General features: G+C 71.7%; 11 protein-coding genes. 7 read left to right on the forward strand and 4 right to left on the reverse strand.

Annotated elements, in window-relative coordinates:
* Positions 1-75: 75 nt before the first annotated feature.
* Together LY13_RS17555 and LY13_RS17560 are read right to left on the reverse strand one after the other, a co-directional pair.
* Positions 76-2,058, reverse strand: coding sequence for an N-acetylmuramoyl-L-alanine amidase (locus LY13_RS17555; protein ID WP_253829584.1), 1,983 nt, complete (start codon positions 2,056-2,058; stop codon positions 76-78).
* 107 nt (positions 2,059-2,165) lie between these two features.
* Positions 2,166-3,215, reverse strand: coding sequence for an alpha/beta fold hydrolase (locus LY13_RS17560; RefSeq protein ID WP_253829586.1), 1,050 nt, complete (start codon positions 3,213-3,215; stop codon positions 2,166-2,168).
* Positions 3,216-3,847: 632 nt separating this feature from the next.
* Here LY13_RS17560 and groES point away from each other — a divergent pair.
* Positions 3,848-4,141, forward strand: coding sequence for a co-chaperone GroES (groES, locus tag LY13_RS17565; protein ID WP_030532828.1), 294 nt, complete (start codon positions 3,848-3,850; stop codon positions 4,139-4,141).
* 81 nt (positions 4,142-4,222) lie between these two features.
* A complete protein-coding gene (groL, locus tag LY13_RS17570) occupies positions 4,223-5,842 on the forward strand; it encodes a chaperonin GroEL (protein ID WP_253829587.1) in 1,620 nt (539 codons plus the stop codon).
* A gap of 197 nt (positions 5,843-6,039) precedes the next feature.
* Here groL and LY13_RS17575 read toward each other — a convergent pair whose 3' ends face one another.
* Positions 6,040-6,339 (reverse strand): WhiB family transcriptional regulator, encoded by a 300-nt coding sequence (locus tag LY13_RS17575; RefSeq protein ID WP_253829589.1) that lies wholly within the window; start codon positions 6,337-6,339, stop codon positions 6,040-6,042.
* A 240-nt stretch (positions 6,340-6,579) separates the two neighbouring features.
* On the opposite strand from LY13_RS17575, the gene LY13_RS17580 reads away from it, so the two are divergent.
* From LY13_RS17580 to LY13_RS17595, 4 genes are all read left to right on the forward strand, one after another.
* Positions 6,580-7,500 carry a hypothetical protein gene (locus tag LY13_RS17580; RefSeq protein ID WP_253829590.1) on the forward strand — a complete coding sequence of 307 codons (921 nt, stop codon included), beginning with the start codon at positions 6,580-6,582 and terminating at the stop codon, positions 7,498-7,500.
* Positions 7,501-7,629: 129 nt separating this feature from the next.
* The gene (locus LY13_RS17585) at positions 7,630-8,226 is read left to right on the forward strand and encodes a response regulator transcription factor (protein WP_030532824.1); all 597 of its coding nucleotides are present in this window, start codon (positions 7,630-7,632) and stop codon (positions 8,224-8,226) included.
* Between the two features lie 362 nt (positions 8,227-8,588).
* The gene (locus LY13_RS17590; RefSeq protein WP_253829592.1) at positions 8,589-9,161 is read left to right on the forward strand and encodes a sigma-70 family RNA polymerase sigma factor; all 573 of its coding nucleotides are present in this window, start codon (positions 8,589-8,591) and stop codon (positions 9,159-9,161) included.
* Positions 9,162-10,532, forward strand: coding sequence for an anti-sigma-D factor RsdA (locus tag LY13_RS17595; RefSeq protein WP_253829595.1), 1,371 nt, complete (start codon positions 9,162-9,164; stop codon positions 10,530-10,532).
* Positions 10,533-10,873: 341 nt separating this feature from the next.
* On the opposite strand, the gene LY13_RS17600 is transcribed toward LY13_RS17595, so the two are convergent.
* Complete coding sequence (locus tag LY13_RS17600) at positions 10,874-11,269, reverse strand: DUF5319 family protein (protein WP_183646053.1); 396 nt, start codon at positions 11,267-11,269, stop codon at positions 10,874-10,876.
* A gap of 174 nt (positions 11,270-11,443) precedes the next feature.
* Between LY13_RS17600 and guaB the strand changes: the two genes are divergently transcribed.
* Entirely contained in the window at positions 11,444-12,928 is a 1,485-nt protein-coding gene (gene guaB, locus LY13_RS17605) for an IMP dehydrogenase (protein ID WP_253829674.1), read from the forward strand.
* Positions 12,929-13,025: the final 97 nt, after the last annotated feature.

Consider the following 13,025-nt stretch of genomic DNA (forward strand, 5'->3'; position numbering starts at 1 on the left):
CGCGGAACGCAGGACGCCCCCCGGGGCACCCTGGTTGCATTGAACGCAACCAGGGTGCCCCCGGGGGATGTGCTCCTACACGTGCCAGGTGTCGACGTCGGCGAGCCTGACGTAGGCGACGCGGTGGCCGAGTTGCACCTGCGCGTACTTCTCCCCGCGGACGACGACGTGCTGCGACTCGTCGTAGGTCTTGGCGTGGTAATACTCCGAATCCACGACCAGGCCGACGGCGTAGCGCTGCCCCTCGGGGATCGAGTACTGCAGCGGCGCGAGCTCCTGCGGCGGCACGCCTTCGGGGTAGGCGCCCGCCTCCGGGTACGCCCGCCCGTACACCGGGATCCGCCCCGAACCGGCCTTCGGCGCGGCCACCACGCCGAGCGTCGGCCGCACGACCGGGGCCGACGCCGGGTTCTTCAGCCACGCCTTCCTGCCGTTGAACCAGATCGCCGTCCAGTCGCCGTCGGAGTCGGCGACCGCGTACACCTGACCGGTCACGACGCGGCTGCCCCAGTCGGACAGCTGCATCGACTGCGGCGAGCCGTCGGGGTTCAGCGCCGGATCGCTGAGCAGCGGCGCGTCGTCGCGGGGTTCGGTGCGCAGCAGGACCATCGCCGAGCCGGTGACCGGGCACGCGGCGGACGGGTCGTCGGCCTCGCACCCGCGGTAGGGCACGTGGTTCGCGTCGAAGTCCGGCAGGACCACCACGAGGCCGGTGTCGGCGCGCCACGTCGGCAGCTCGGCGCCGAGCAGCTCGAAGTAGTGCGCCCAGTCCCAGTACGGGCCCGGGTCCCAGTGCATGCCCGCGACGTTCTCCGGGATCGTGCCCGGGACGTTGTCGTGCCCGATGATGTGGTGCCGGTCCAGCGGAATGCGGAACCGGCGCGCCAGGTGCCGCACCAGCTTCGCCGACGCGCGGTACATCGCCTCGGTGTACCAGGCCGGTTCGGCGGCGAAGCCCTCGTGCTCGATGCCGACGGACTTGGCGTTGACGTACCAGTTTCCCGCGTGCCACCCGACGTCCTCGGTGCGCACGTGCTGCGCGACGTGCCCGTCGGACGAGCGGATCGTGTAGTGCCACGACACGTACTCCGGGTCCTGCACCAGGCCGAGCGCGACGTCGTAGCTGCACTCGGTGTCGTGGATGACGATGTGGGTGATGCGCTGACTGTCGGGACGGCTCGCCCGGTCGTGGTTGCCGTAGCTGCCCGGGTCGTCGGAAAGCCGTTCGTACGGCGCGGGGATCCACTCGACGGGCAGGTCGTCGGGGCCCTCCGGTGGCGCGGCGCGGGCGGTGCGCAGGCCGAGGGAGCGGAGTTGGGTGCGGTCCGGACGTGCGCTCGTGGCGGCGAGCCGGACCGTTTCGCCGTCGACGGTCACGCGCTCGGCACCCTCGGCGAGCACGGTGTACACCTCGTCGGCGAAGAACCCCGCCGTGGCCTCGTCGTCGGCCCCGGCGTAGCGGGCGACCGCTCCGTAGAAGTCGCCGGGGTCGTGTCCGCGTGTTCCGGACGTGCGCTGGTAGTGGGCGAGCAGCGCCGCGCCGCCGCGGATGTTCTCCACCGGATCGGTGCGCAGTGTCTCCTTGTCGACACCGGTGAGCTCGGAGGCGAGGTCGATCGTCTGCAGCCGTTCCGTCGGCGTGCCCTCGGCGGGCGAGACGGGCCGCAGCGCGCGTCGGGCGGTGTCGCCGCGCGGATCCTCGACGACTGTGCCGCTGACGGCGACGTCCCCGCCGGTCGCGGTGCCGGCCCGGTGGTCGTGGTGACTGCCCCCTGCTGCCGCGGTGCGCAGGTCGGTGAGGTGCATCGGCCCGTACCCGGCACCGCTGCTCGGCCTGCCGCCGTGATCGTCCCAGCGGGATTCGAGATACGACACCGCCAGCAGCACCCGCTCCGGTACGCCGAACTCCGCGGCGGCCGCGGCGAACGCACGCTGCCGGGCGCTCCGCTGCGCGGCGGAGGCGACGCCACCCGTGGCGGAGAGTCCCGCGGTGGCCGCGGCGAGGCCCGCGGTTCCGGCGGCGGCGCGGAGAGCGCTGCGTCGAGGGAAGGTGTCCATGCGTTCGCTCCTCACGCGGCGATGTGACGTGAGGAACGTACCGACAATTCGCCTACCGTGGAACGAACTTTCCGCCGGGAAACCGACGCCGTCCGGGTGACGCGTGGTCAGGCGCCCAGCCGCACGGCGGCGCGGATCACCGGGCCGAGCGCACTCGACATGCCGCGCCGGGGCAACGCCGCGATGCGGGCGACCCGCCGGCGGAGACCGTCCAGGTCGCCGCGCTCGACGTGATGGGCGACGTGCAGTGCGGCGAGCTGGTGGGTGTCCAACGCGCTGTGTCCGTTGTCGGGCAGCTCGACCCGCACGGAGTGCGGAAGCAGCTGCGCGACGCGTTCGGCGACGGGCCGTGGCGTGCGCAGGTCCCTGCCGCCCGACACCACGGCTGTCGGCCAGTCGAACCCGGGCAGGGCAGCGGGCAGGTCGACGGTGTCGCCGGTGAACGGCGGTGCGTGCTCAGCGGCCGGTGCGAACTCGGCCTGCGGATCGAGGGGCAGCCCGTCGGGTTTCGCTCCGTAGCCCAACTCGCCGTGGGTGATGCCGGCGACCAGGTCGAACTCGGCGACGAACGGCGCGGCCTCACCCGCCGTTTCCTGCTTGCCGAGCGAGGACAACCACTGCCAGGTCACGCGGGCGTCCCCGCGCAGCCTCGCCTCGAGCAGTCGTTCGAGTGCGTCGGGTCCGGCGAACTCGTACACGACCTGCGCCACGTGCCCGGCGCGGTCCCACCCGGCGTCCACGGCCGCACGCACCAGCGAGGGCAGTCGGCCGGGGCCGTCCAGCAGCAGCTCGCGGCGGTGGCTGCGGACGGTCTCACGGTCCTCGGCGGACAGCAGGGGCGAGTCGAGCACCATGCCGGCCACCCGGTGCGGATGGCGCACGCCGAACACATGTGCCAGGTACGAGCCGTACGAGGTGCCGTACACCACGGCGCGGTCGATGTTCTCCCTGTCGAGGACCGCGGCGACGTCGTCGGCCGCGGCGGCCGTCGACACCGCGGACACGGCCAGTTCGGTGCCGTCGACGTCCCGGCGGGACAGCCCGACGCCGCGGTGCTCGGTCATCACCACGTCCAGCCCGCGGGCGAGCGCGCGCCTGCGCAGCGAGTGGTACGGCAGTGCCGACGCCAGGCCCGGACCGCCGGGCAGCACCACCACCGGCGTCCCGCGTCTGCGTTCCGGCGGGGCCGGGCGCAGCGAGAGGAGACCGGGAACGAGGGGAAGATTCGGGGGCGCCCGCCCGTCGGCCCGACCACCCCGACCACCCCGGGCACGCTGACGCGTGGCTGTGTTCGATGCCACCAAGGTGCCCTCGGGGGCAAAATCCGGGTCCCTCGGGCAGGCGGTCGCTGCGGGTGTTCGGCGGTCCCGGGCCTGAACGGCGAACGGCCCCCGACGTGGTCGGGGGCTGTGGCGTCACGCGGTCGTCAGGAGCAGCTTCCGCAGCACCCGCATCCGCGACCGGTACACGCACTGCAGCAGTTGCAGCCACCCATTCGGATCACCGTCCCTTGTCCGTCGTCCGCAGGGGAGCGTTCACGGTAGGCCGGTGGGCGGTGCTCGCGGCACCGCGCGACGAGTGACGACCGGCGGTCACGGGGAGTGCGCACGCGGCGAAAGGTGCCGATCAGGCCGGTTGCGGACCCTGCTTGCGCGGCTAGCACTCCCATGGCTAGAGTGCTAATCGAAACGGCACCACACACGCCCCGGCACCCGCGACGGCGGGGTGGTAGGCGCCGTACCCAATAGGTACCTGCCAACGCTTTCTTAGACCCGTGGAGGTCAACCCGGTGAGCGTGAACATCAAACCGCTCGAGGACAAGATCGTTGTCCAGAGGAGCGAGGCCGAGGAGACGACGGCTTCCGGTCTCGTCATCCCGGACACCGCCAAGGAGAAGCCCCAGGAGGGCAAGGTTCTGGCCGTCGGCCCGGGCCGTGTCGACGACAAGGGCAACCGCGTCCCGGTGGACGTGAACGAGGGCGACGTCGTCATCTACTCCAAGTACGGCGGCACCGAGGTCACGTACAACGGCGAGGAGTACTTGATCCTGTCCGCCCGCGACGTGCTGGCCGTCGTCAACTGACGACCCGCTATGCGTTGACGCCCCGGGCCCCGCTGACGCCGGGGGTCGGGGCGTTTCGCGTGCCTGGAGAGAGGTTCCTCAATGCCTAAGCAGATCAATTTCGACGAGGATTCTCGTCGCGCGCTCGAGCGCGGGGTCGACAAGCTCGCCAACGCCGTCAAGGTGACGCTCGGCCCGCGCGGCCGGCACGTCGTCCTGGACAAGCAGTTCGGCGGCCCGACGGTCACGCTCGACGGTGTGACGGTCGCCCGCGACATCGAGATCGACGAACCGTTCGAGAACCTCGGTGCTCAGCTGGCCAAGAGCGTCGCCACGAAGACGAACGACGTGGCGGGCGACGGCACCACCACGGCGACCGTGCTCGCGCAGTCGCTGGTCAAGGTGGGCCTGCGCAACGTGGCCGCCGGTGCCAACCCGGCCGCGCTCGGCGCCGGCATGGAGAAGGCCGCCGACCACGTGGTCGAGTTCCTGAAGAACAAGGCCACCCCGGTCAAGGGCCGCGACAACATCGCTCAGGTCGGCACGGTCACGTCGCGGGACGCCAACATCGGCGCCCTGCTCGGCGAGGCCGTCGAGAAGGTCGGCGAGGACGGCGTGATCACCGTGGAGGAGTCCTCCACGATGGCCACCGAGCTCGACATCACCGAGGGCGTGCAGTTCGACAAGGGCTTCCTGTCGGCGCACTTCGCGACCAACCCGGAGGAGCAGCGGGCGACGCTCGAGAACGCCTACGTGCTGCTGCACCGGGAGAAGATCTCGTCGCTGAACGAGCTGCTCCCGCTGCTGGAGAAGGTCGCAGAGACCAAGAAGCCGCTGCTGATCATCGCCGAGGACGTCGAGGGCGAGGCGCTGTCCACGCTCGTCGTGAACTCGCTGCGCAAGACGATCAGCGCCGTGGCGGTCAAGGCCCCGTTCTTCGGCGACCGCCGGAAGGCGTTCCTGGACGACCTGGCCGTCGTCACCGGCGGCACGGTCATCTCGAGCGAGATCGGCATGAAGCTGTCCGAGTCGGGCATCGACGTGCTGGGCCAGGCCCGTCGCATCGAGATCACCAAGGACGCGACGACCATCGTCGACGGCGCGGGCTCCAAGGAGGCCATCGCCGACCGGATCTCCCAGATCCGCAGCGAGATCGAGACGACCGACTCCGACTGGGACCGCGAGAAGCTGCAGGAGCGGCTCGCGAAGCTGGGCGGCGGCGTCGCGGTCATCAAGGTCGGTGCGGCCACCGAGACCGAGCTGAACGAGCGCAAGCACCGCATCGAGGACGCCGTGGCCTCCACCAAGGCGGCCGTCGAGGAGGGCATCGTGCCCGGCGGTGGTTCGGCGCTGGCTCACGCGTCGAAGGAGCTCGAGGGCAACCTCGGTCTCACCGGCGACGAGGCCACGGGCGTCAAGATCGTCCGTGAGGCGCTCACCGCTCCGCTGTACTGGATCGCCCAGAACGCCGGCCACGAGGCCGCCGTGCTGGTGTCCAGGGTCAAGGAGCAGGACTGGGGCCAGGGCCTCAACGCCGCGACCGGTGAGCTGACCGACCTGCTCGCGGCCGGTGTCGTCGACCCGGTCAAGGTGACGCGGTCCGCGGTGTCCAACGCCGCGTCCATCACCCGCCTCGTGCTCACCACGGAGGGCTCCGTGGTGGAGAAGCCCGAGGAGGACGAGGACGAGGACGCCGGCCACGGACACGGCCACGCGCACTGACGTCGGCATCGCCTGCGTCTCTCGTAGCGACGGGGCGGCACTCCGATTCGGAGTGCCGCCCCGTTCTTCGTCCCTACCGACATTTCCCGTGCAAGTAGTTTGCGGGAAAGAAAATTCGGCGAAAAGAAAGGGGCGCCCGGCCGGGCGCCCCTTTCTTCATCCCCCTCCGGTCGCTCCCTCGAGATGAGGAAAGCGATTCACATTACGACCGTCAACGACCGGTGCTCGTTGCGGATGATGTGCTCCCGTTCGCTTTCCGAGAGTCCGCCCCACACCCCGTAGGGCTCGTGCACCGCGAGGGCGTGCTCCCGGCACAGCTCGAGCACCGGGCACGATCGGCACACGGCCTTCGCTCTGGCCTCCCTGCGCGCTCTCGCCGGTCCCCGCTCCCCGTCGGGGTGGAAGAACGAACCGCTGTCCATGCCCCGGCACGACCCCTCGAGCTGCCAATTCCAGATATCGGCATTCGGGCCGGGAAGTCTGCGGGTATCCGCCATCGGTGTCCCCTCGTCGAATCCGGTCCCACGTAACCGGATCTACTGCGACTACTCCATTCGGTGCAACGAGATGCACGTTAGAAGTGCGGCAAAAGTTGTTCAAGTGATGGGTCGGCGGATTCATTCTTTAGGCATCCCCCGCTGGTGTGATGGCAGACACAGCGTGGGTTTTCGGCGGTGTTTTCGGCCGAGTGGATGCCGCGAACGCGCTTTCCGGGTGGCCGAGGGGCCGGAGGCAGGATGGGGGCCGTGACCCTCGAGAATCGCCTCCGCGGGCTGGCGTTCGGCGACCCGGGTGAGCTCCGTATCACACCGGACCACCGGTTCGCCGGTGTCGCCGCACGGGCCCGCACGGATCGTGAGCGCTGGCTGGCCGCCGTGGTGCTCGGCGCGCACGGCCGGTACGCCGCTGCCACGACCCTCCTGCGCGGACTGCGCCACAGCAGCGACGTCGTGATCGCCTCGCTCGCGGCGAGCACCCTCGCCTCCCTCCGTCGACAGCTCGGCGGGCACGCCGCGGCCCTGCCCGCCGACGGGGCCGCGCTCGCCGTCGTGGCCGGGCTGCCCCTCACGGGGTCCGCCGACCACGACGGGATCGACGTCGCGGGCGCGTGGGCCGACGCCCTGCTCGGGCTGGCCGCCGACCATCTCGCGTTGGGCGGACCCGCCACGGCGCGACGCCTCGTCGCGGAGGTGACGGCCGGTCTCGACGCGGCCTACGGGGTGGGTGGTGGCAGTCTGCGCTCCCGCGTGCGTGCGGGCTGGGTCGGCGCCGAGGCCGCGCTCGCCGGCGGCGACGCGGCCGCGGCCGTCGTATCGGCGGAGGAGGCGTTGCGCCGGGTCGAGGCGGCACCCGGGGTGAATCCGGTGCGGCACCGGGCCAAGACGGAGCTCGTCCTCGCCGCGGCGCTGTCGGCGTCCGCGCCCGGTGCGGCGGCGTCGACGCGGCCCGCGGAGTTGGTGGCATCGGCGCTCGCGACGATCGACGCCCACGGGTTCGCCTCGCTGTCGTGGCCCGCCCGGCTCCTCGCCGCCGACGCCGACCCGGCGCGTGCCGACGAGCACCGCCGCCGCGCCACGCGTGAGGTACACGCGCTGTTACCCAGGGTCGACCCCGAGTTGCGCAGACTCGCGGTGGAGTCGCCGTGGGTTCCGGCGTGAGCCCGCGACCTGGCGTTCCGGCATCCGGGTCAGAGAAATTTCAAAAAAGCCACCAGATCGTGTCAAGGTCCGGCCTCAAGCGTCCGATAGTGGGGGTAGTACGTCACCCGGCTGCAGGAAGGAACCCCCGTGACTACGGTCTTGATCTGCGACGACCGACGCAGTGTCCGCGAAGGCCTCACCCGCGTGATGTCCGCTGTGCCCGGCGTCAGCCGCATCGACTGTGTAGCGCACGGTGACGAGCTGTTGGCGCGTTACTCCCGCCAGCCGGTCGACGTCGTGCTCGTGGGCACGCAGCGCGCCGTGCCCACGGGTGTGGAGGCCACGCGGCGTCTCGTGTCGGCGAACCCGCAGGCGAACGTGATCGTCTTCGGTGCCCCGGACGACGCGGGCAGCATCGCCGCGGCCATCGCAGGCGGTGCCCGCGGCTACCTGCGCTGGGACGCCTCGCGGCCCGAACTCGTCGCCGCCCTCGCGCACACGCTCGCCAGCACGTCCGTGCCCGCCCAGCGGCAGCCCGCCGACCCCGGCGTGCAGCTCACCGAGCGCGAGCTCCAGGTGCTGCGCGGCATGGCCCAGGGCAAGAGCAACGGCCAGATCGGCCGTGAGCTCTACCTGTCGGAGGACACGGTGAAGACGCACGCGCGTCGCCTGTTCCGCAAGCTCGGCGTGCGCGACCGCGCGCAGGCCGTGGCGCACGGCTTCCGGCGCGGACTCGTGGCCTGATCTGCCTCCTCGCCGGAGGGCTTGCCCGGGGACGAACGCCGACGGGGCGTGGCATGACGACATGCCACGCCCCGTCTCGTGCGCGAGGCGGGGTACCGTGACCGACGGCGATGCCGTGAACCGTGAGCGCATCGCCCACACGGCCGCCCGTCACGACGGACGCAGTGTGTTCGCGTGACCGGAGGCCGTTCGGCAGTGACCCGTCCGTGGGGCATGTCACCTGCGCGAGCGACGGCCGGGAACTCACGCGGAACTCAGAGAGTGGCCGGGTACTGTGGTCACGTCACCGGCGTGAGGGACGCTCAAACCCGCGCGCCGCTTTTCATGCACACCGAGACGTAACACCGGGATCGTTGTCTGCGATGGCCACTGTGGGGGATGGACTGGACGAGTCGGTCGCCGCCGCTGTTGAGGGAGATCAGCAAGCGGTCGAGCGGCTGCTCGCTTCGATCCGCCCCCTAGTGGTGCGGTACTGCCGCGCCCGTGTTGGCAGGCAGGAGCGTTCGTACGCTTCGGCAGACGACGTGGCTCAGGAGGTGTGTCTCGCGGTGCTCACCGCTCTGCCCTCCTACCGCGACCAGGGACGACCGTTCCTGGCGTTCGTCTACGGCATCGCCGCTCACAAGGTGGCCGACGCGCACCGCGCGGCAGCCAGGAACAAGGCGGAGCCGGTCGCCGATGTGCCGGACGAGATGGAGCGGGACGTCGGGCCCGAGCAGTTCGCCATCCAGGGCGAGCTGAACGAGCGCATGACGAAGCTGCTCCAGGTCCTGCCGGAGAAACAACGCGAGATCGTGGTGTTGCGCGTGGTCGTGGGACTGTCCGCGGAGGAGACCGCGGAGGCCGTGGGCTCGACCCCCGGCGCGGTCCGGGTCGCTCAGCACCGTGCTCTCGCGCGGCTGCGCAAGGTGCTGGCCGCTGAGGAGGTGGTCTGAGTGACGGAACACACCGGTCCCGCCGGTTCGGCCGACGAGCCGGAACGCGACGACGACGCCGGAGCGGTCGAGTACGCCGAGACCAACATCGACGACACCGCCGCTGACCGGACCGTGGACGAGACGACGTCCGCCGACGATTCGGCTGCGGACGAGACGACTGCGGACGAGACGGCTGCGGACGGGACGACGGCGACCGCCGGAGCGGACGACACCACCGAGTCCGGTGCCGACGACGCCGACACCCCGGCCGACGCCGACACCCCGGCCGACGCCGACACCCCGGCCGACGCCGACACCCCGGCTGCGGCCGACACCCCGGCCGACGTCGAGACGCCGGCGGAGGCCGACGGCGACGGCCGCATGGCCGATGTCGTCCACATCGGGCCTGCGGAGACGGTCGACGCGGCCGACACGGAGCTCGTCGAGGCCGCGGAGGCCGACGACCCGATCGGCGGCACCGACGGTGCCGAGCTCGCCACGGCCGCGGCGGACCTGTCCGCCGTCCAGGCCGACGACGCCCTGCTCGACGCGCTCGGCGGCCCGGACGCGAAGGTCGCCGACGAGCTCGGCGACGCCGAGCTGGGTGCCCTGCTGCTCGCGTGGCGGCGGGACATCGACAGCGAACGCATCCCCGAGCTGATCGACGCCGACACGGCCGCCACGGAGATCCGGACGGCGTCGCTGGCCAAGCGGTACGCGGGCCGTGGCCGCAAGCGGCGGTTCATGGTGCCGGTCGCGGCGGCCGCCGCGGTGCTGGCCATCGGGTTCACGGGCACGGCACTCGCCGCGCGCGACGCCCAGCCCGGCGACACCCTGTGGGGCCTGAGCAAGGTGCTCTACACCGACCACGCCCGGTCCGTCGAGGCGGCGGCGTCGGTACGTTCGTCGATGGACGAGGCCCGCCTCGCGATCGCTTCGGACCGCTACTCCGAGGCCCGCTCCGCGCTGTCGCAGGCGGAGAAGGATCTGCGCGACGTGACGGCCACCGAGGAGGCCGCGCAGCTCAAGGCACGGCACATGCAGCTGATGCAACGGCTGGAGGGGAACCCGGACGAAGGTGGCCAGCACCCGCCGGAGTCCTCGAAGGACGGCTCGTCGTCGAAGTCGAGCTCGTCGGACTCCTCGTCGCCCGACTCGTCGTCGCCCACGGGGTCGCAGCCGCAGCCCGGCCCGGACGACCCGACCGGCAGCGCGCCGACCGAGTCGGAGGAACCGACGACCAGCGAGCCGGACGACACGACCACGGGCTCGCCGAGCTCGGAGACGCCGACGCCGTCCACCGAGACGAGCGACGACACCGGCCGTTCGTCCGACGGCTCCGGCAGCGGCTCCCTGGAGTCGCCCGCCCTGTCGGGCAGCACCAACTGACGGCAGGCGGCTCCGACCGAGCCGCCCCTCGGCACGAGAACGACCCCGGGATTCACGGTGAATCCCGGGGTCGTTCCGCTGTTCCGGGCCGGAGGCCGCGGGCCGGCTCACTGTTCGCCATGCGCGAACAACTCGTCCGCGGCTGGAGAGGGGCGGAGCGCGGGAGTCGCCGCTGGTCGTCGGCCGAGGTGAGCCGTCCCCGTCGCGGTCCGCCGCCGAAGCGCGGGCAGGGAGCCACGGCGGCGGATCCGGGCAGGGTGTCCCCACGCCGGGCCCTTCGGGGACCCGGCGTCGAGGTCGCCGGTGTGGACGTCGGTGGCGCGGTGCTCCGCGCCGGAGGCTCAGTAGGCGTTCTCCGTCGTGGTGATGCCGTCGGCGAAGCCGCGGCAGTAGTCCCACGTCACGTAGTCGGCGGGGTCCGGGTCGAACGCGGGCTCGTGAGGGCGCATGCGGCCGTCGGCGAGCAGCTGTTCGAGGCTGGCGCGGAGCAGGTGCCAGTCGTGGTAGTGAGGCAGGTCGCACTCACCGCAGTCCACCACGATTCCGCGCACCCCGCGGGGCTCGAGAAGCGCCTGGTAGACGGCCAGGTCGGCGAGGTCCGACAGGAGCTCGGTGCGCTCCTCCTCGGAAATGGGGTCGCCGGCCGGCTCGTCGATCTCTGCGATCTCCTTTGCCGGGTCGTCGGGGTCGTCGGCGAATGGGTCTGGGGGCAACACGTCGTGCGGCACGGGCTGCACGGTACCGGGAAGGTACCCCCATCCGTCCAGCTACCATCGGTTACGAGGCGTTTCGCCCCGCGCCGCCGTCCGCATCCCCATGCACCGAGGAAGGTCCGCCGCCCTATGCCGAGCGAGTTCACCGACTCCGACTCCAGCGCCGCCGTGCCCGGTGGTGCCGATGACGCCGCCGTGATGGCGGACAAGTTCGCGCTCCTCGGGCTGACCTTCGACGACGTGCTCCTGTTGCCCGCCGAGTCGGACATCGTCCCGAGCACCGTCGACACGTCGACCCGGGTCTCGCGCAACGTGTCCCTGCGTGTCCCGCTGCTGTCGGCGGCGATGGACACCGTCACCGAGGCACGTATGGCCATCGCCATGGCCCGGCAGGGCGGCATGGGCGTGCTGCAGCGCAACCTGCCGATCGACGAACAGGCGCAGGCGGTGGAGATCGTCAAGCGTTCCGAGGCGGGCATGGTGACCGACCCGGTGACGTGCTCGCCCGACGACACGCTCGCCGAGGTCGACGCGCTGTGCGCCCGGTTCCGCATCTCCGGCGTTCCGGTGACCGACGCGTCGGGCCAGCTCGTGGGCATCATCACGAACCGCGACATGCGGTTCGAGGTGGACCACTCCAAGCAGGTGCGCGAGGTCATGACGCCCGCGCCGCTGGTGACCGCGCAGGTGGGCGTCACCGCCGAGGCCGCGCTGGGCCTGCTGCGCAAGCACAAGATCGAGAAGCTGCCGATCGTCGACGGCGCGGGCAAGCTGCGCGGGCTGATCACGGTGAAGGACTTCGTCAAGACCGAGCAGTATCCGGACGCCAGCAAGGACGACGACGGACGCCTGATCGTCGGCGCCGCGGTCGGTGTCGGCGCCGACGGCCACCAGCGTGCGATGGCGCTGGCGGACGCGGGCGTCGACGTGCTCGTCGTGGACACCGCACACGGTCACTCGAGGGGCGTGGTCGACACGGTGGCGACGCTGAAGAAGGAGCTCGGCGACGCCGTCGACGTCGTCGGCGGCAACGTCGCCACGCGTGCGGGGGCGCAGGCGCTCGTCGACGCGGGCGTGGACGGCGTCAAGGTCGGCGTCGGCCCGGGTTCGATCTGCACCACCCGCGTCGTCGCCGGTGTGGGCATGCCGCAGATCTCGGCCATCCACGAGGCGGACAAGGCGTGCAGGCCGGCGGGCGTGCCCGTCATCGGGGACGGCGGCATCCAGTACTCGGGCGACATCTCGAAGGCCGTCGCGGCCGGGGCGTCGGCCGTCATGCTGGGCAGCCTGCTCGCGGGCACCGCCGAGGCGCCCGGCGAGGTCGTGCTCGTCGGCGGGAAGCAGTTCAAGACCTACCGCGGCATGGGCTCGCTCGGCGCGATGAGCTCGCGCGGCGGGGCGCGGTCGTACTCGAAGGACCGCTACGCCCAGGACGACGTGCTGTCCGAGGACAAGCTCGTGCCGGAGGGCATCGAGGGGCGCATCCCGTTCCGCGGGCCGCTCGCGACCGTCGTCCACCAGCTCGTGGGCGGGCTGCGGTCCGGCATGGGTTACGCGGGGGCGCAGACGATCGCGGAGATGCAACGGGCGCAGCTGGTGCGGATCACCGCGGCCGGGCTCAAGGAGAGCCACCCGCACGATGTGACGATGACCGTCGAATCGCCGAACTACACGACGCGCTGACCGCGGCGCCGGCACCGGCACCGCGGCCGAGCCACCGACGACGGGTACGCGGCCCGAGCAGCGCCGCCGCGAGCGGCGGAATCGCCTGAGCGAGAGA

Source organism: Prauserella aidingensis (assembly GCF_024171865.1).
GTDB classification, from domain to species: Bacteria; Actinomycetota; Actinomycetes; order Mycobacteriales; family Pseudonocardiaceae; genus Prauserella; species Prauserella aidingensis.

Bases quoted from the DNA above. Each gene is read 5' to 3' on its own strand.
- LY13_RS17590 (WP_253829592.1), top strand. From the start codon at position 8,589: ATGGCCACTGTGGGGGATGGACTGGACGAGTCGGTCGCCGCCGCTGTT.
- LY13_RS17555 (WP_253829584.1), bottom strand. From the start codon at position 2,058: ATGGACACCTTCCCTCGACGCAGCGCTCTCCGCGCCGCCGCCGGAACC.
- groL (WP_253829587.1), top strand. From the start codon at position 4,223: ATGCCTAAGCAGATCAATTTCGACGAGGATTCTCGTCGCGCGCTCGAG.
- LY13_RS17580 (WP_253829590.1), top strand. From the start codon at position 6,580: ATGGGGGCCGTGACCCTCGAGAATCGCCTCCGCGGGCTGGCGTTCGGC.
- guaB (WP_253829674.1), top strand. From the start codon at position 11,444: ATGGCGGACAAGTTCGCGCTCCTCGGGCTGACCTTCGACGACGTGCTC.
- LY13_RS17575 (WP_253829589.1), bottom strand. From the start codon at position 6,339: ATGGCGGATACCCGCAGACTTCCCGGCCCGAATGCCGATATCTGGAAT.